Here is an 18,940-nt window from a genome sequence, read left to right as displayed (position 1 = left end):
CGACTCCCAATCCGCGCGCTGGGAAGACGGCGAGGTCTGAGCCGACCCGCACCTCGACTTCGATCGCTGGTGGTTGTGTAAAGTTCGAGTTCATGCCTGCTTCACGGGAATAAGAAGGTGGACGCCGGGTGGCTAGGGAACGAGCACCCGGCGTCCGGCCAGGTCAGAAGCCGATGCGAACGCCGACGCGCCCAGCGAGCGCGTCATAGCTGCCACCGACTTCGCCCTGGCTTTCAGCGAAGGCCTCGAATCCGGATGTCGTGCGATAGGAAAGGCCTATCCGGCCCTCGCCATAGGTACCGAGGCGATCGGCACCGATCGTCTCACGCGCCCCAGCGACCAGTTCCAAGCCATAATCGTCACCGAACTGGTGGACGGCATGGCCGCTGGCATAGATCGTCAGCGCCGTGCCGTCTGAGGAGAGCATGGTGCCGCCGATGCGGGCACCGATGCGGCCCTTCACCCCAGTGGAATCGTGGAATGCGATCTGCTGGCGTCCGGCATGCAGCGTGTCGACCGATGTCCGCGTCCATGCGAGCCCGACCGTTGGTTCGACGAACAAGCCGGGGTTGCCGAACCGCACGCCCATCTCACCGTCCGCGCCCCAGGTGGAACCGTCGATCTTCGTCGCGGCATCGAGCGCATCGGTCTTCAGCTTGATGTCATGACGGTCATATTTGACGAGCAGGTTGGCGAACAGCCGTTCGCCAACATAGCCGGCATAAAGGCCGACATTGCCGGTGGAGAGATCGATTTCATCCCGGGTGTTGCGATAATCGAGGTCGGATTGGGTGTAGCCCGCGGTCACGCCGAAGCGCAGCGCGCCGCCGTCCCCATCCCGGCCCAGCAGGTCGAGGCCGATCTGCCCACCCTGGCGCGTCTGGCGATAGGAAAGGTCGGTGGTGCCGCCTGCGCCCGTACTGGTCCAGTCGCGTGACACACGGCCGCCCTGCATGGCCCCCCACAGCCGCCGCGTGGTGGATGCCTGGCCGCCGAGCTGTGCGTCGCGCTGGCCGAGGCCGTTCTGGCGCCACAGATCGGCGCTGGCATCCCACACGGCGTCCGCCGCGTGGATTGCGCCAAGCTGGCGATAGGCGGCGCTGCCCGCACGGCCGATCAGCGCATAATCGCCGCCGTCTTGCACGAGCGTATAGCGGACGAAGCCGATCTCGAGGCTGGCGGGGGAGATGCGGAAGGCATCCGCCGCCGAATCTGCGCCGGTGCTGACGACGGTGATGCCGTCCGGGTCGGTCAGCACGGCGTCGGATGCATCGATGGCGAGGTCGACGAGCGTCGATCCGGTTGCGGCGCCTGCCACGACGAGCCGATCGGCCGTGCCCTTTTCGGTGTCGAGATCGACCAGCAGCCTGGCGCCGCCGATGCCGCGATAGTCGCCGGATAGCGTTAGCGTGTCGCCGATTGCGCCGTTTCGCAGGTCGATCGTGCCGCTGTTCTCGAACCGCTCGAGCCCGGTGAACGCATATTTGCCCGCGGTGCGCTCGGTGGCGAGCCTGACGATGCCGCTGTTGCGCAGCGTGTCGACGCCGGTTCCGAAGTCGCTGTCCTTCGCGATCAGGAAGGTGCCTCGATTGTCGAAGATGTCGTCGCCTGCAACGAACTTCACCGCGCCTTCGATCCGGCCATGGTTGGTGAGTGCGACCGAGCCCGTATCGGCACGGACGGCATAGCCTTCGCCCGCCGCGATCGTGCCGCGATTGACGATGGTGGCTGCACCGGTGAGTGCGAGCGGATCGGCTGCTGCTATCGGAACCGCGCCGATACCGATGCCACCGCCACCACCGGCGCTGCTGCCGGGGACGGGGCAGGGGTTGGGGGAGCCGTCCGCGGGATCTTCCATCGCGCAGCGTTCGCCGGGCGCGTTGACGAGAATACCGTCCTGCCCGCCGGACACGCTGCTGCTGGCGGCGATCTCGATCGTGACATCCCTGCCTTGTGCGAAGATCGCGGTCCCCGCGTCGGACCGGATGGCGCCGCGCAGGTCGAGCGCGGCGGTGCCGATCATATCGGTCTCGATCGCATGGCTCGCATTGGCGTGGACATCGCCGGCGAGGATCGTCGAATTGCCGAGGCCCATCGCGCTGATGCCGATCGCGCCGTCTCCGGCGACGCTGATATCGGCCGCGCGAATGTCGATATTGCCGTCGCGTTCGAGGAGCGGCCCCGATGCGGCGCCGATGAAGAAGCCAGGGAATTTTGTGCGTGCGAGGATGCCGGAGCTAGTGGCGCCGCTGGCCTTGATATCCTGCGCTTCGATCTTCAGGTCGGCCCCTTCACCGAAGGCCAGGATGCCGGCCGACCGGTCTCCGACGACATCGACGGCGCCGGCCGTGCGGATTGTGCCGGTGCCATAGCGTGCGACCATGTCGATGCCGGTCGCACCTGCGCCGTTCGCGGTGAGCGTGCCGGCGGTGACCACCTGACCTTCGCCGCCGGTGGTGATGCTGCGGATGCCCTTTGCATTGTGGCCCTCGATCAGCAGCGGCCCGGTCAGCTGGACGAGGGTGGAAAGGCCGCTGGCCCAGAGGCCCGTATTGCTTTCCCCCTTCATCGTCACGCTGCCGGCGAGGATGCGGGCGGTGTCCTCCCCGGCGCGCGCCGAGGCCCCCACGGAATAGCTGCCGCCGATGTCGATCGTGCCAACGTCGATCGCCGCCGAAGCGAAGGCGGACGAGGCGATGATGCCGGCCCCGCTGTCACCGGTCAAAGTCCCGACCTTGATCCTGGCTTCGCCGCTGTTCGTGAAGGCCTGGATGCCGCCGCCTTCACCGGTGAAATGGGCGTTGTCGACGACGACGTTCAGACCGCCCAGCGCCTGCGCGTCGACGCCGATGGAGCCGAACCCGTCGAGCGCGAGATCGCGGACGTGGATGTAGCCGCTGCTGTCCGTGAGCAACGTGACGCCGGTGCCGCTGTCTCCGCTGAGCTTGATCGCATCGACATCGATGATGACGTCACCCACGCCCGCCGCGTAGACGCCGTCATTGTTGTTGCCGCTGATGTCGATGCTGCCAATGCCGATATAGGAGGAACCGCCGACCACCTGTTCGTCGACGATCGCGCCGTTGAACAGGTTGACGCCCCAGACATAGTCGCCCGAGGATTCGATGCGGTCGATGCCGATATTGACCTGGCCGCCGGTGATGATCTTGACCGTATCCGCGGCGAAACCATTGGTGGAGACGAGCCCCGCGTCGATGATGACGTCACCGGTGATGCTCTCGACGATGATTGCGAAGGACTCGTCGCCCACGCTGCGAACCTCGTCGACGGTGATGCGGGTTGTGCCGGTGGCGGTGAAGGTGTTGATGCCCCAGGACAGTTCAGCGGGGATCGCATCCGACGTCACTGTGCCGAGGTTGATGTTGATATCGCCCTTGGCGAAGGCGACCGCGCCGGTGGCACCGCGCGTGGCAATGTTGGTGCCGGCGCCGTTGATCGTGACGCCGCCCTCTTCGGAAACGATCAGCAGACCGGCCGCGCGTGGTTCGGGCGTGATCGAGAGGCCGGGTGCGAGATCGACGATGACGTCGCCCGGCGCATCATAGCCGATGCCTTCATCGAAAGGCTGATGATCGGGCGTGCAGGAAACCTGGCCCTCGACCAGCGCACCGCACTCGTCCTTCGCATAGGCGGCGGTGGCGGTGGAGCAGAGCAGGGCGGCGGCAAAGCCGATGCTGGTGGCGGAGAGGAGAGGCTTCGGTGACGGCGTTTTGGTCATCGGCGGGTCCCTTTGCGCTGTGCCTTTTGGCGTTGCGCGGCGAAGACACCGCCGGTGCGGAAATCCCGCACCGCGACCGAAACTTTTGGCGATGTTTCCAAGGGCGACCGGATCGGCGTGCCGTCGGGCGAGGGGGGCGGGCGCGACGGCGACGGGGTAGGGGCTGCTTCGCCGATCAGGTCACCCCCTTGATGCGCCGATCGACCGGCGAAAGCCATTATACACTGGTGTAGTCGCGGCCATCCTTGGCACAGGGCCTGTGCGACGCAGTGCCCAGGGAGAGATACCCGATGGTGTCGTTCGGCATGTTGACGCTCGACGCTTGCAGCGTGCTTCGCCATGATCGGCGATTGGTAAAAAGTCAGGTAACGGAGCGAACGTGCGGCCGGGGGCGTATCGGTGGATGACGGGGGCTATCGCGCTGAGCGGGGCGGCGGCGGTTTTCGCGGTGGATATGGTCGCAGGGTTCGACGTGTCGGTCGCGATCCTCTACGCCGTCGTGCTGTCGGTCGCCGCGCTCGGGCAGAGCGAACGCGGCATCATGTTGGCGGCGGCGGGATGCATGATCCTGGCAGGGTTGGGCTGGGCGGCGGTGCACGGATCGTCGCCTGATCTGGCCAGCGTGCTGCGACTGCTGTTCGCGACGACGGCGATCTGCCTTACCTGCGCGTTGCTGGTCGGCGGCAAGAAATTGCAGGCGCTGCGCGAGGCGCTGGAGGCCAGCCGCGCCGACCTGCTCGATTTCAACGCGACGCTGGAGCATCGCGTCGAGGAACGGACCGCCGACCTGCTGCGTACCGAGGCGCGCTATGCCAGCCTTTTCGAAGTCAGCAACATCACCTTCGCCGAGCAGGATCCGGGCGAGGCGATCGGCGTCGTCGCCGAACTCAAGCGCCAAGGTGTCACCGACCTCGCCGCTCATTTCGCCCAGCATCCCGCCTTGCTCGAACGGTGCGTTGCAGCGTTCCGCACGGTGCGCGTCAACAGCGCTTGCGCGCGGATGCTGGGCTATGACAGCGTCGAGGACCTGGTCGCGGTGCCGACCGCCGGCCTTTCCGACGACATCGCCTCGGTCGTGCTGCGCCAGCTCGAAATGATCTTCTATGACCGCGAGCATATCGAGGGGCGCATCGTGCTCAACGCACGCGACGGGCGCGGCGTGCCGATCTATTACACGGTCAATCGCCTGCCCGACGAACGCCAGCTTTCCAGCCATCTCGACCTGACCGGCCAGGAACGGATCGAGGAGATGCGTCTGGCCGCGCAAGAGGAACTGGCGCGCGCCAATCGCGTCGCCACCGTGGGCGCCTTTTCCGCCTCGATCGCGCACGAACTCAACCAGCCGATCACCTCGATGGTGATGGACGCTCAAACCGGGCTGCGCTGGCTGCGACGTGCCGAGCCCGATCCCGAAGCGGCGATCCGCATCCTCGAACGGCTCGCGCGCACCGCGCAGCGCATGGCCGCGATCGTCGAGCGCACGCGCGACAGCGTGTCGAATGGCGGGAAACGGCGTGCGGTGCCGGTCGATCTCTGCGCACTGGCTGCTGAAACGCGCGACCTGCTGGAACGTGATGCGCGGCGCAGGGATGCAGTGATCGTGCTGGCCTGTGCTGCCGATATCCCCGCAGTTTCGGCCGATCCCATCGTGCTGCAGCAGGTGCTGGTCAATCTGCTGACCAACGCGATGGACGCCATGGTCGACACAGTGGGAGAGCGCGTAGCGACGCTGTCGATCGCCGTGGTCGACGACATGGTGGAGGTTATGGTCTCGGATCGAGGCAGCGGCATCGCAGAGGAGCATATGGCCCGGCTGTTCCAGCCCTTCTTCACGACCAAGCCCGACGGTGTCGGCATGGGGCTGCAGATCTGCCGGTCGCTGATCGAGGGCTATGGCGGTACGCTGACCGCGGCCAACCTGCCGGAGGGCGGCGCGCTGTTCACCTTCGCACTGCCGATCGATGCGCTTGCGGTGCCCGATCCGATCCGCAACATCGCACCCGCGGACTGACCGGACGACGTGGTGCAGCCAGCGCTTTCCGACCAACTGGCGCGCGCGGGCGCGCTGCTGAACGCGCAGCGGTTCGCCGAGGCGGCGGTGCTGCTGGCACCCCTCGCGCGGCAGCATGCGCAGATCGCCATGGTGCGCCATCTCAACGGCGCCGCTCTCGCGGCGACGGGGGACAGGGCTGGCGCGGAGCGTGAATTGCGCGCCGCCGTGGCGCTGGAGCCGGCGCGGCACGAGGCGGTGCTGCTGCTCGCACAATTGCTCGGCGCGGGCGGGCGGCATGAGGAACTGGTGGGGTTGACCGAGACGCTGGCGGCGCTGCCGCAGGCGCCGGTGGGGTTGCACGATCTGCGCGCGCAAGCTTTCGAGGCGCTGCACATGCCGGATGCGCGGGTCGCCGCGCGGCGGCGGATCGTGGCGCTGCAGCCGGGGCGGTCGGTGCCCGAGCATAATCTGGCGGCGGCGTTGGGCGATGCCGGCGATGCCGAGGAAGCGGTATTGTTCGCAAGACGGGCGCTGGCCGCCGTCGACCGGCCGGAGACTTGGCTGGTGCTTGGACGCGCCTTGCAATCGATGGCGCGGTTCGACGAGGCGGAAGAGGCTCTCCGCGCGGCAGCCCACCGCCGGCCGGGCTATGTCGATGCGCTGCGCGATCTGGCGCAACTGATCTGGATGCGCGGCGGCGATCTGGCGGCGGCCCGCACTGTGCTGGCGCGCAACGGGTGCGAGCCGGCGGTCGCGGCACGGTTGCGCGCCGTGGAGGCGCGGCTGATCGAGGCGGCGGGCGATGGTGCCGGTGCTTACGCGTTGCTTTCACGTGAGGGCACGGGTGGCGACCCGGTCGCTGAACTCACTGCGGCGCATCTCGCTATGGCGATCGATCCGGCACTTGCGCTGGTGCATGGCCGCCGCGCGGAGGCCGTGGCGCCGGGCGATCCTGCGGTGCAGCGCAGGATGATCGAACTCGAGCTTGCGGTCGGACAACCGGAAGCGGCTCTCGCCCGCCTCGATGGCGCAATAGCGGCCCAGCCGCTGGATCAGGGACTGGTGGCGCTGCGATGGATCGGCTGGCGCATGCTCGGCGATTCCCGCGCGGCGGCGCTTTATGATTATAACGCTTTCGTCGGCGCTGCGATGCTCGACCTCCCGCCGGGTTGGGCGCGGCTCGACGATTATGTCCGCGACCTGGTGGTGGCTCTCCGTGCCGCGCACGGATTGCAACGCCATCCGCTAGACCAGTCGCTGCGTCACGGCACCCAGACCACCGCCGAACTTACCCGGTCGAGCGATCCCGCAATCCGCGCCTTCACGACCGCGATCGACGGGCCGATCCGTCGCTATATCAAAGCGCTGGGTGCCGGCGACGATCTGCTGCGCCGGCGCCGCGCACGGGGCTATCGGCTGAACGGATTATGGTCGGTCCGGCTGCAGCCGGGCGGCCATCATGTCAGCCATGTCCACCCGCGCGGCTGGATCTCCTCGGCCTGCCATCTCGAACTGCCCGACACCGCCGACGGCACCGACGAGGGCTGGTTGACCTTCGGGCAACCCGGCATCCCCGTGCAGCCGGCGCTTGCCGCCGAACATCGCGTGCGGCCAGTGCCGGGGCAACTGGTGCTGTTCCCATCCTATATGTGGCACGCAACCGTGCCCTTCAGGGGGGCGGGCAGCCGGCTGACGATCGCGTTCGACGTCGTACCTGCCTGATAATTCGCGAGAATTGGCGAGGATGCACCGGCGATTTCCGCGAAATATCACATGTTCTAGGTTGTGCGGATCGGCTTTAGGCCGCAGCATCGCGCCCAGGCGTTCGTCAGCGCCGAAAGATTTCGGGTTCCTCGGGGGAGTATCCATGATGACGTCGTTCCGCTTCCGCCATGTCGCCGGTGTGGCCCTGGCCACCCTGGCGCTCGCTGCCGCACCCGCCGCCGCGCAGGAGGTGACGCCGGAAAAGCTCGCTGCGCTCAAGGCCGATGCGGCCACGCGCGTCGACAGCAAGGCCAAGCTGATCCAGGAGATGGTGGATTCGATCTTCAGCTTCGGCGAGCTGGGGATGCAGGAGGTGGAAACCTCCCGCTACATCACCGAGGTGCTCGAGAAGAACGGCTTCAAGGTCGTCCGCGGCGTGGCCGGCATGCCCACGGCGTGGACGGCGACCTGGAACAACGGCACCGGCGGCCCGACGATCGCGATCGGATCCGATATCGACGGCATCCCCAAGGCTAACCAGAAGCCGGGTATCGCCTGGCGCGAACCGATGGTGCCGGGCGCGCCGGGGCATGGCGAGGGGCATAATTCGGGGCAGGCGGTGAACATCGCCGCCGCGCTAGCGGTCAAGGAGATCATGACGCGGGAGAAGATCCCCGGCACCTTGATGCTGTGGCCGGGGGTGGCGGAGGAGCCCGTTGCGGGCAAGGCCTTCTTCGTGCGCGACGGCATGTTCGCCAATGTCGATGCGGTGCTGTTCACCCATGTCGGCTCCAATCTGGAGACCAGCTATGGCCAGCCGACCGGCACCGGCGGCGTTTCGGTGCTCTACACCTTCAACGGCGAATCCGCGCACAGCGCCGGGGCACCGTGGCGCGGGCGCAGCGCGCTCGACGCGGTCGAGCTGATGGATGCCGGCTGGAACTTTCGGCGCGAGCATCTCCGCCCGGAGCAGCGCTCGCACTATGTCATCAAGGATGGTGGCGATTTTCCCAACGTCGTGCCCTCGGTCGCAACCGTCTGGTATTATTTCCGCGAGCAGAGCTTCGAAAACATCCGCAAGAATTACGAGATCGGCAGCAAGATCGCGCAGGCCGCGGCGATGATGACCGATACCAGCGTTACCAGCCGGATCATCGGCACCGCGGCGCCGCAGCACATGAACAAACCGATGGCCGAGGCCGCCTATGAGAACATCAAGCGCGTCGGCCTGCCGACCTGGACGCCGGAGGAGCAGAGCTTTGCAAAAGCGGTGCAGAAGCTGGTCGGCGGCAAGGAAAAGGGTCTCGACACCGAATTGAAGCCGCTGACGCCGCCCGATCCCGAACCCAAGAGCGGCGGTTCCGACGATATCGGCGACGTATCCTGGACCAAGCCGACGATCACGATCCGCTACCCATCCAACATCCCCGAATTGCCCGGCCACAACTGGTCCAACGCGATCGCGATGGCGACGCCGATCGCACACAAGGGGGCTGTCGCGGGATCCAAGGCAATGGCGATGACCATTCTCGACCTGATGACGACGCCGAAGCTGCTGGCGGACGCACGGGCCTATTATACCGACGTCCAGACCAAGGATGTGAAGTATCAGCCGATCCTGACTGATGAAAAACCCTATATCGAGATGAACGCCGACATCATGGGAGAATTCCGCGAGCGGATGCGGCCTTTCTATTACAATCCGAAGAAGTACAAGACCTATCTGGAACAGATCGGCGTAACCTGGCCGACGATCGTCAAGCCGAACTGAGGCGAAGGCACGGGGAGCGCGGCGGCGGACCGCCGCGCTCCGAACCGGTTCAGCCTGCAACGACTGCGGACGGGCCCTCGGTCAGCGCGACGGTGTAGACGCGCCGCGCGACGCGCCAGCCGGCGTCGGTGCGGATGAGATCGTCGGCATATTGTCCCCACATCGAATAGAGCGCGCCGTCATGCGCGCCGCGGCCACGGTGAACAGCGTAGTAATTGACCTTCGCGGTTGCGTTGTCGCCATCGGGGTGGATGCGGAAGTTCAGCACATTGTGGTGGGTCGCGCCGCAGCTCGATTGCGGGCCGAGATTGGCGTGCATCGAGGCGATCAGACTGGCGCGGTCGGGGCTGATTACGCCCGGCCCCAGCGCCTGCGTGTAATCGCCGACGGCATCCTCGGTGAACACCTCGTCCATGCGGTCGAAATCCTTGGAATCGACGATCTCGCAGTAGCGGATATAGACTTGGGCAATCGCATCCTTGTCGATCAGGTCAGCCGACGACATTCGATTCTCTCCCGTTCTGATTGCGTAGCATGATGTGGCATGAGCTGCCGTTGGGGTAGTTCGGGTTCACCTGATATGCGATTCTGCGTCGCCAGATGATCCCATTGACTGCGCATCATGGGGCGCTTTCTTGTCGCTTGTCCAGCCGCGCGATAGCCTGATCGCGATCGGAAAACGGGTGGCGGGATCGGCGAGACGGAGGCCGGGCCGCACCAGTCACGCCCGTGCCAGCAGGCAGGATCATAGGAGAGAGCAATGGCAGCCATGTTAATCAAGGGCGGCACCATCATCGACGGAACGGGTGCCGATCGCCGGGCGGGCGACGTGCGCGTGGTCGATGGATGGATCGCTGAAGTGGGCGAGGATCTTGCAGCGCAGGCGGGGGACGAGGTATTTGACGCCAGCGGCTGCATCGTCTCGCCCGGCTTCATCGAGGGCCACACCCATTATGATGCGACGATGTGGTGGCAGCCCGATCTCGATCCGCTGCCCGGCGTCGGCGCCACCACCGTCATCACCGGCAATTGCGGCTTCACCGCCGCGCCGATGTCCGACGATCGGGATGCGCAGCTGGAGATGGTGAAGATATTCAGCTTCTTCGAGGATATCCCGCTGGAGCCGTTCCTTAAGCATGTGCCGTGGGATTGGCGGACCTGGTCCGAATATAAGGCGTCGGTGAAGCAGCGCGTGAAGCTGCCGCTCAACAACGCCGCCTTCGTCGGCCATATCGCGATCCGCATGGCGGCGATGGGGCTTGAGGCGTGGGAACGCCCCGCCAATGCCGACGAACGCAAGGTGATGGCCGACATGCTCGACAACGCGCTGGCCAACGGCGCGCTCGGCCTTTCGACCAACCTGCTCGACCATGACGGCGACAATCGCCCGATTCCGACACTGGTGGCCGACGATGCTGAATTCGAGGCCTTGTTCGAGGTGCTGGAGCGCTACCCCAACACCACCTTCCAGTGCATCATCGACGTGGCGCTGATGCGCGATACCGGCCCGGCACAGACCGACCGCATGGCGAAGCTGCTGAAGGGCCGCAACATTCGCGTGCAGTTGACCGGTGCGATCCCGACTGTCGCCTACCAGAAATATCTGCTGCAGCCGATGCGCGACCGCGTCGAGCAGATGCGCGCTGACGGCATCGACGTGTGGCCGGGCTATGCGCATGTGCCGCTGACCGGCCAGCTCAGCCTCTACAAGTCGCTGATCTTCGCCCAGTCCAACGACTATGTCTGGCATGAGGTGGTGAAGGCGGACGGCGCCGAAGCCAAGGAGGCGCTGCTGCGCGATCCCGACTGGCGTGCGCGGGCGCGCGAGAGCTGGGATACGCAATGCTATCCCCAGTCGCCGATGAACAACCCGAAGATGTTGCTGCTGACCAAGCTGGGTTCGGACAATGGCGAAGGCCCGTTCTGCACGTTGCAGGAATATGCCGAGCAGCTGGGGCTGCACCGTTCGGATGCGATGGCCGAATGGCTGTTGAAGAACGGCGTGCTTTCAACCGTGCGGATGGCGCCTTTCGACATGGACGACGACGTGGTCGTCGAGATGATCCGCGACCCCAGGACGGTTGGCAACATCACCGACGCGGGCGCCCATCTGCAGATGCTGTGCGGCGGCGGCGAGAACCTCGTCTACCTCACCAAATATGTTCGCGACCAGAAGGCGATCAGCCTCGAGGAAGCGGTGCATTCGATGACCGGCAAGCTCGCCGGCCATTTCCACCTGACCGACATCGGCGAGATCAAGGCCGGCAAGCGTGCGGACATCGTCGTGTTCAACTTCGACGAGATCCAGCAACACGATATGGAGAAGGTCTACGACGTCACCGACGGCAAGGGCGGCATCACTTGGCGCTACACCCGCCAGGCAGCGCCGATGAAGCTGACGATGGTCAACGGCGAGCCGATCTTCCGCGACGGTGCCTATACCGGGGCGAAGCCGGGAGCGTTCCTCGAACCCGCAAATGACAGCCAGCCGACCGCAATCGCGGCGGAATGACGAGATAGAAATCGGAGAGTGATTATGACGGATATGCTCATTCGCGGGGGTCGCGTGATCGACGGCACCGGATCGGCCGCTTTCGACGCCGACGTCCGCATCGCCGGCGACCGTATCGTCGAGATCGGCAGCGATCTGCAGCCGGCGGCGGGCGAGGAAGTGTTCGATGCGGCGGGATGCTATGTCACCCCCGGCTTCATCGAGAGTCACACGCATTATGACGCGACCATGTGGTGGCAGCCGGATCTCGATCCGCTGCCCGGCAACGGCGCGACCACGGTGATCCTGGGCAATTGCGGCTTCACCGCAGCGCCGCTTTCGAAGGACAAGGCGGCGCAGCTGGAGATGATCAAGATCTTCAGCTTCTTCGAGGATATCCCTCTGAAGCCGTTCCTGGAACATGTGCCGTGGGATTGGGAGACCTGGTCCGAATATCGCCAGTCGATGGCGCGCAACATCAAGGTGCCCGCCAACTACTCCGCCTTCGTCGGCCATATCGCGCTGCGGCTCGCGGCGATGGGCGTCGAAGCCTGGGAACGGGTGGCGACGCCCGAGGAAATCGCGCGCATGGCCGAGCTGTTGGAAGATGCGCTGGCCGCCGGTGCGCTCGGCATGTCGGACAATCTGCATGACCATGACGGCGACGATCGTGCGATCCCGACATTGATCGCCGACGATGCCGAGTTCGAGGCGCTGTTCGCGGTGATGCAGCGTTATCCGGGCACCACCTACCAGTGCATCATCGACACCTTCATGCGGAAGACCGGCCCTGCGAGCCTCGAACGCCTCGGCCGGCTGACCAAGGGCCGTGGTATCCGCATGCAGATCGCCGGTGCCGTGCCGACCCTGGAGTTCCAGAAGGACATCCTGCCGGCGCTCACCGAGACGCTGACGCGGCTCAAGGCCGAGGGCGCGGACATCTGGCCGGGCTACGCGCATGTCTCGCCCACCAGCACGCTCAGCCTGATCAAGTCGCTGATCTTCGCCCAATCCAACGACTATGTCTGGCATGAGGTGGTGCTGGCGGAAACGCATGAGGAAAAGGCACGGCTGCTCGCCGATCCGGATTGGCGGGCGCGGGCGCGTGAAAGCTGGGACACCAAGGCCTGGCCGCATTCGCCAATGAACAATCCACAGGATCTCTACCTGCTGGATTCCGAGAACGGAGCAGGGCCGATCGGCGGCACTCTGAAGGAATTCGCCGACAGCCGCGGGCTGCACCGGTCGGACGCGATGGCGCAGTGGATCATCGAGAATGGCACGCGCTCGACCGTGCACATGGCGCCGTTCCCCAAGGATGAAGAACTGACGCTCAAGCTGATGATGGACCCGAAGTCGGTGGGCAACATCTCGGACGCGGGCGCGCATTTGCAGATGCTGTGCGGCGGCGGCGAGAATATCCTGCTGTTCACCAAATATGTGAAGGATGGGCTGCTGAGCCTGGAGCAGGCGATCCACATCAAGACCGGCAAGCTCGCCAATTTCTTCGGCTTGCACGAAACCGGAGAGATCAGGGAAGGTCGCCGTGCTGACGTGGTCGTCTTCGATCTCAACGAGATCCGCTATCGCGCCATGGAAAAGGCCTATGACGTGCCGGACGGCGAGGGCGGCACCACCTGGCGCTTCACCCGTCAGGCAGCGCCGATGCGGCTGACCCTCGTCAACGGCGTGAAGACGTTTGCGGACGGCGCCTATACCGGCAACAAGCCCGGCGAATATCTGGCGCCGACGGCAGCGCCGGTCGAGGCGCGGCAGCTTGAGGAAGCGGCAGAATAAGCCTAAGGCAGGTTGAAGGAAAAGGCGGGGCAGCGCGCGCTGCTCCGCCTTTTCATTTTGCAAGCTGCGTTACGCGATTCCGCAGCTCCGCACGCCTGGGATAGTGGAACACGTCCCCAGGATCCGACCGTCTCGCGCATATCGGAAGTTGCGGTCAACACACTGGACACGCAGAAACCCTTATCGCCGCCGGTCTGCCCGTTACTGTTCGAGGCAGACCGTGAAAGCGGCGCCGGAATAGGAAGGGGCATCCTTCCATCCAGGAGGGGATGAGCATTGCAGACCAAGATCCAGCAAAGTGCGGGCCTGTTGGCGTTGGGGATCGCCTTGACGGCGACGCCGGCGCGCGCGCAGGACGCGGCGCCGGCGACGAGCAGCGCCGTGACCGAGGACATCATCGTGACCGCGCAGCGTCGCGAGGAGCGGCTGGTCGATGTGCCGATTGCCGTCAGTGCGGTCAGCGCGCCGGCGTTGGAGCGCGCGGAGGTGACTTCGGTGGCGAACATCGCCGCGATCGTGCCGAACATCCAGATCAACCAGACGGTGGGCAATAATTTCGGGCCTTTGATTTCGATCCGTGGCCTCGCGCCTTCGGCGGACACCAGCCTTGCCCGCGACCAGCCGGTGGGCCTCTACATCGATGGCGTGCCGATCGGAAAGTCGACCGGTGCGGCCTTCGACACGGTTGATCTCCAGCGCGTCGAGGTGCTGCGCGGGCCGCAGGGCACGCTCTATGGCAAGAACACGATCGGCGGCGCGGTCAATCTGATCACCCGCGCGCCGACAGGGGAGTTCGGTGGATCGCTGGTGCTGGGCGCGGGCGAGTTCGGCCGCTTCACCCAGCGGCTGACAGTTGACCTGCCGCAGATCGGCGATTTCAAGGCCAAGGTGGCGGTCGCTGCGCGGCAGAACCGCGGCTATTTCCGCAACAACTTCAACGGCACCCATTTCGGCAAGGAGGAGATGGTCGCGGCCCGCGCCGACCTCGTGTGGCAACCATCGCCGAATTTCAGCGCCGCCTATGCCTATGACATCACCGACAGCAAAGGCCTGCCCGCAATCCTGGCGATCAGTGCCGGCGGTTCGGTGCCGGCGACCAGCCCACTGATCGCGCCCTATATCTACACGAGTCGGCCCGACGACGGTATTTCGGCGCAGAGCGCGCTTGCCAGCGACTTCCGGGTCAACGGTCATGCGCTGACCCTGCAATTCGATGCGGGGGAGAGTCCGCTGGGTGATCTGCTGTTCAAGTCGATCACTGCGCGGCGGACGATGCACAGCTATTCGGCCAGCGACTTCGACGGCACACCCAACGACCTGCTGCGCATCATCCTGCAGAATGATTATGAGCAGTTCACCCAGGAAGTGCAGATCATCGGCACCGGATCGCAATTCCGTTTCACCTTGGGCGGCTTCTATCTCGACGACAATTATGACGTGTTCAACCCGCGCTGGAACTTCCAGTTCGGCGGCGACCGCTTCGATCTCAGCGAGCGCGGCGGCAAGTCCAAATCCTACGCCGCTTATGGCCAACTCACCTGGACCCCGGCCTTTGCCGACGGCAAGCTGGACGTCACCGTCGGCGGCCGCTGGACGCGCGAGGAGAAGCGCGCGCGCGAACTGCTGCTCTCCAACACCAACTATGCCGCCAATCCGCGCGGGCCGACTTCCGGCGTGTTCCAGCGCGGACCCGATGGCACGCCGATCACCCGTAGCGGACAGCCGGCGGCCGGAGCACGGCCGGGCGCTGGCGGCATCGGCCCCAGCGACCTCATCCCGCTGGAGAATGAGGATAGCTGGTCGCAGTTCAATCCCGAGTTCAACATCGTCTACAAGCTTAGGCCCGACTGGTCCTTCTACGGACGCGTCGCCACCGGCTTCAAGAGCGGCGGTATCAACGATACCGCGGCGACCAATGCGGCGTTCCTGACGCCCTATGATCCGGAAGACCTGCTGTCGTTCGAGCTGGGCACCAAGATGACCGCGTTCGATCGGCGGCTGTCGCTGAACCTCTCAGTCTATCATTCGATCTACAAGGATTTTCAGGCGGGCGTGTTCGTGCCCGAACTGGTGACAACCAACATAATCAACGCCGGTGAGGCCAAGTTCACCGGCGTCGAGGTGGAGGGCGCGGTGCGGCCGTTCGACGCGCTCACGGTCAATTTCGGCTTCGGCTATGTCGACGCGCGCTACACCGATTTCGTGCTGCCCAACGGCACCGACGTAACCGACACCTACACCATCCCGCTCTCGCCCAAATATAATTACCTGATCGGCGCGCTGCACCGCCTGCCGCTGGGCTTCGCGACGTTGGAGACCAACCTCAACTATAGCTGGCGTAGCTCGCAATGGGCGACGATCACCGCCGACCCGCTGTCTAAGCGCAAGGCCTATGGGCTGCTCGATGGCCGCATCGCGCTGACCGACATCGATCTCGGCCGGGGCAGCCAGCTTGAGCTTGCGGTATGGGGGCGCAACCTGACCGACGAGAAATACTGGATCAGCGGCATCAACCTTTCCACCTTCACCGTGCGGCAATGGGGCGATCCGCGCAGCTTCGGCGCCGAGGCGCGGATCCGGTTCTGACCGCGGCGATGCGACGGGCGCTCGATCGCAATGCGTATCTGTGCCTGCTGGCGATCACCTTCTTCACCGCGATCGGCAATACCGGGCTGATCTCGATCATGCCGGCGATCGGCCGGGTGATCGGCATCAGCGATACGCTGGTCGCCAGCATCTTCTCGCTCTCCGCCCTGGTGTGGGCGACGGCATCGCCGTGGTGGGCGCGGGTTGCCGACCGGCGCGGGAGGAAGCCGCTGATCCTGGTAGGGCTGGTCGGCTTCGCCGGATCGATGGTGGGGTGCGGGGTCGCGATCCATGCCGGGTTGGCGGGGCTGCTCGCGCCGGCATCCACCTTTGCCTGCTTCTTCCTCGTCCGTGCGAGCTATGGCCTGTTCGGATCGGCATCGGCCACGGCGTCGCAGGCCTATGTCGCCGATCGCACCGAGGGGTTCAGCCGGGTGCGGGCGCTGAGCGGGCAGGCGGGCGCGCTCAGCCTCGGCACGATCGTGGGGCCCGCGCTTGCGCCCTTCCTGATCCTGCCGCCGCTGGCGCTGGCGATGCCGATGTTCCTGTTCGGTGCCGTCGGCCTCGTCGTGCTGGCGATGAGCGCCTGGATGATCCCGCCCGAAGCGCGGCGACAGGCGGGCGGGGCGGGGGATGCCGGCGCTGCGCCGTCGCGAATGTGGCGCGATGCGCAGGTCGCGCCCTTTTTCCGCTTCGGCATCATCCTCGCCTCCGCGCAGGCGATGAACCTCTATACATTGGGCTTCGTCGTTATCGACCGGCTCGGCGGCGCGCCGATCGCCGCGCAGAAGGCGGTGGGGCTGGCGATGGTCGGCGGCGCGCTGGCCAGTCTGATCGCGCAATGGGTGGTGGTTGGCTGGTTCCGGCTCACGCCGACCGCGATGACGCAATGGGGCGGGGCTCTGGCTGCCGCGGGCAATCTGCTGATGATGGCGGGTGCGGACTATGCCAGCCTCGCCGCCGGCTTCGCCATCGCCAGCTTCGGTTACGGCCTGGGGCGGCCGGGCTTCGCGGCCGGCGCGTCGCTGGCGGCGGGAGCGACGGAGCAAGGGCGGGTGGCCGGCACCGTTTCCTCCATTGCGGGCGCCTCGATCGTCGCGCCGCCGATCGTCGCGGTGCTGCTTTATGAATGGTGGACGCCGGCGCCCTTCGTGCTGGCGAGCGCGGCGCTGGCCGCGATCACCGTCTACAGCCTGAGAAATCCGGCGATCTCCGCGGTTCGGCCGAATGTTTCCTGAGGGCGATAATGCGTCCACGGGCCGCGCCTTGTGCGGGCGGCGGAGCGACACATAACCAGATCATCCGGCGGCCGCGATGCCGCCCATCGAGAGATTCCGTTGGGAGAGTGATTGTGGACAGATATCTGGTGATCTCGTCGGACGGCCATGTCGGCCTGCCGCCGGAGCGCTATCGGACCTATCTTGAAAGCCAATATCATGCGGCGTTCGACGAAGCGATCGAACGCGAGATCAAGATGCGCGAGGAGCATGAGAAGCGCTTCCTGATCGACGATTTCAACACCAAGTGGCGCGCGCGCGTGGGCGATGGGCTGGAAGGCGCATGGGACGGCACGATCCGCAACCGTGTGCTCGACCAGGACGGCGTAGCCGCTGAAGTGCTGTTTCCGGACGGCATCACCGAACGCAACGCGCCACCCTTCGGCGCTGACATCGGCCTCAAGCCCTTCGGTACGACGCCGGAACTGCAATGGGCCGGCGCCCGCGCGCATAATCGCTGGCTCGCCGACTTCTGCAGCGAGGATCCGGCGCGGCGCATCGGCCTCGCGGTCATCCCCGCGCTCTACGATCTCGACGAGACGCTGAAGGAAATCCGCTGGGCGCACGAACATGGGCTGAAGGGCGTGTTCTTCCCGTCGATCACCGACGGCTATGACATGTACAACCACACCAAATATTATCCGGTGTGGGATCTGCTGCAGCAGACGAAGATGCCGCTGCATTTCCACTCGGGCGGATCGCCCGCCTACGACACCACCCAGCCCGGCTGGATCGGCACCTATTTGTGCGAGTTCGCCTTCTGGATGACGCGGCCGCTCTGGTCGATGACTTTCGGCGGCGTGTTCGAGGAATATCCGCAGCTCAAGGTGCTGTTCACCGAGGCGGGCGGTGAGTTCTGGTTCCCGTGGGTGATGCAGTTGATGGACATCCGCGCCTCCGCCAAGCACACCAGCGGCAAGCTGGGCGACTACAACGCCAATATGACGATGAAGCCGAGCGAATATTTCGCCCGCAACGTCTGGGTCGGCTGCTCGGCACTGCCCGATGAGGAGACCACCGAGAGCTATTATCAGATCGGTATCGATCGCATCCTGTGGGGCACCGACTATCCCCACCCCGAAGGCACCTGGCCCTCGACATTGGAGAAGATGGTGCTGAGCCTGGGCGGGCTGCCCGAGCCGGACATCCAGAAGATGCTCGGCGGCAATGCGCTGGATGTCTATGATGTCGACCGCGATGCGCTGGCGAAGATCGCCGCGCGGATCGGCCCGGCCAAGTCGCACTTCTACAAGCAGGCGGCCGAATAGGCGGCGATATTCTTTCCTTGAAGCCAACCAGCTCGCTCACATCGGTCGTGGCCATCAGATTTCCCCTCTCCCGCACTTGGCGGGAGAGGGCAGGGTGAGGGGCCGGAGCGAAGCGGAGGCGTTCTTCTTGTTCTTCGGACACCGAGTTCACCGACGCTCCGGCGCCCAAGAACGCTCGCTTCGCTCGCGCCCTCACCCCAGCCCTCTCCCGCTCTTCGCGGGACCATTGCAAAAGTGGATCGGGGCTGATTCACTTCGTCATTGGGAGACGAAGATGTCGGTTCAGCTCGGATTTGCAGATCACGTGGTCGGTG

The 18,940-nt window shown here is 65.4% G+C and carries 10 protein-coding genes; 8 read left to right on the top strand and 2 right to left on the bottom strand.

All coding sequences use genetic code 11. From position 1 onward, the window contains the following. Positions 1-163 precede the first annotated feature (163 nt). Positions 164-3,739, bottom strand: coding sequence for an autotransporter outer membrane beta-barrel domain-containing protein (locus FHS96_RS23750; RefSeq protein WP_429597878.1), 3,576 nt, complete (start codon positions 3,737-3,739; stop codon positions 164-166). Between the two features lie 403 nt (positions 3,740-4,142). On the opposite strand from FHS96_RS23750, the gene FHS96_RS23745 reads away from it, so the two are divergent. The 3 genes from FHS96_RS23745 to FHS96_RS23735 all read left to right on the top strand — a co-directional run bounded on the left by FHS96_RS23745 (position 4,143) and on the right by FHS96_RS23735 (position 9,207). Beyond that, entirely contained in the window at positions 4,143-5,750 is a 1,608-nt protein-coding gene (locus FHS96_RS23745) for a sensor histidine kinase (protein WP_429597876.1), read from the top strand. A gap of 12 nt (positions 5,751-5,762) precedes the next feature. Then, complete coding sequence (locus FHS96_RS23740) at positions 5,763-7,454, top strand: putative 2OG-Fe(II) oxygenase (RefSeq protein WP_429597874.1); 1,692 nt, start codon at positions 5,763-5,765, stop codon at positions 7,452-7,454. A 145-nt stretch (positions 7,455-7,599) separates the two neighbouring features. Then, entirely contained in the window at positions 7,600-9,207 is a 1,608-nt protein-coding gene (locus tag FHS96_RS23735) for an amidohydrolase (RefSeq protein ID WP_429597872.1), read from the top strand. A 49-nt stretch (positions 9,208-9,256) separates the two neighbouring features. On the opposite strand, the gene FHS96_RS23730 is transcribed toward FHS96_RS23735, so the two are convergent. After that, positions 9,257-9,712 (bottom strand): nuclear transport factor 2 family protein, encoded by a 456-nt coding sequence (locus tag FHS96_RS23730; protein WP_429597870.1) that lies wholly within the window; start codon positions 9,710-9,712, stop codon positions 9,257-9,259. 255 nt (positions 9,713-9,967) lie between these two features. On the opposite strand from FHS96_RS23730, the gene FHS96_RS23725 reads away from it, so the two are divergent. The 5 genes from FHS96_RS23725 to FHS96_RS23705 all read left to right on the top strand — a co-directional run bounded on the left by FHS96_RS23725 (position 9,968) and on the right by FHS96_RS23705 (position 18,626). Next, the gene (locus tag FHS96_RS23725; protein ID WP_429597868.1) at positions 9,968-11,719 is read left to right on the top strand and encodes an N-acyl-D-amino-acid deacylase family protein; all 1,752 of its coding nucleotides are present in this window, start codon (positions 9,968-9,970) and stop codon (positions 11,717-11,719) included. A 24-nt stretch (positions 11,720-11,743) separates the two neighbouring features. Further along, complete coding sequence (locus tag FHS96_RS23720) at positions 11,744-13,495, top strand: N-acyl-D-amino-acid deacylase family protein (protein WP_429597866.1); 1,752 nt, start codon at positions 11,744-11,746, stop codon at positions 13,493-13,495. 276 nt (positions 13,496-13,771) lie between these two features. Beyond that, positions 13,772-16,081, top strand: coding sequence for a TonB-dependent receptor (locus tag FHS96_RS23715; protein WP_429597864.1), 2,310 nt, complete (start codon positions 13,772-13,774; stop codon positions 16,079-16,081). Between the two features lie 8 nt (positions 16,082-16,089). Next, a complete protein-coding gene (locus tag FHS96_RS23710) occupies positions 16,090-17,319 on the top strand; it encodes an MFS transporter (RefSeq protein WP_429597862.1) in 1,230 nt (409 codons plus the stop codon). A gap of 113 nt (positions 17,320-17,432) precedes the next feature. After that, positions 17,433-18,626 carry an amidohydrolase family protein gene (locus FHS96_RS23705; protein ID WP_429597860.1) on the top strand — a complete coding sequence of 398 codons (1,194 nt, stop codon included), beginning with the start codon at positions 17,433-17,435 and terminating at the stop codon, positions 18,624-18,626. Positions 18,627-18,940 lie beyond the last annotated feature (314 nt).

Origin of the sequence: Sphingomonas zeicaulis (genome assembly GCF_050433225.1) — a bacterium.
Lineage (GTDB): Bacteria > Pseudomonadota > Alphaproteobacteria > Sphingomonadales > Sphingomonadaceae > Sphingomonas_D > Sphingomonas_D zeicaulis.
The sequence above is the reverse complement of the archived record's forward strand: the minus strand, read 5'-3'. Positions and strand labels throughout refer to the sequence as shown.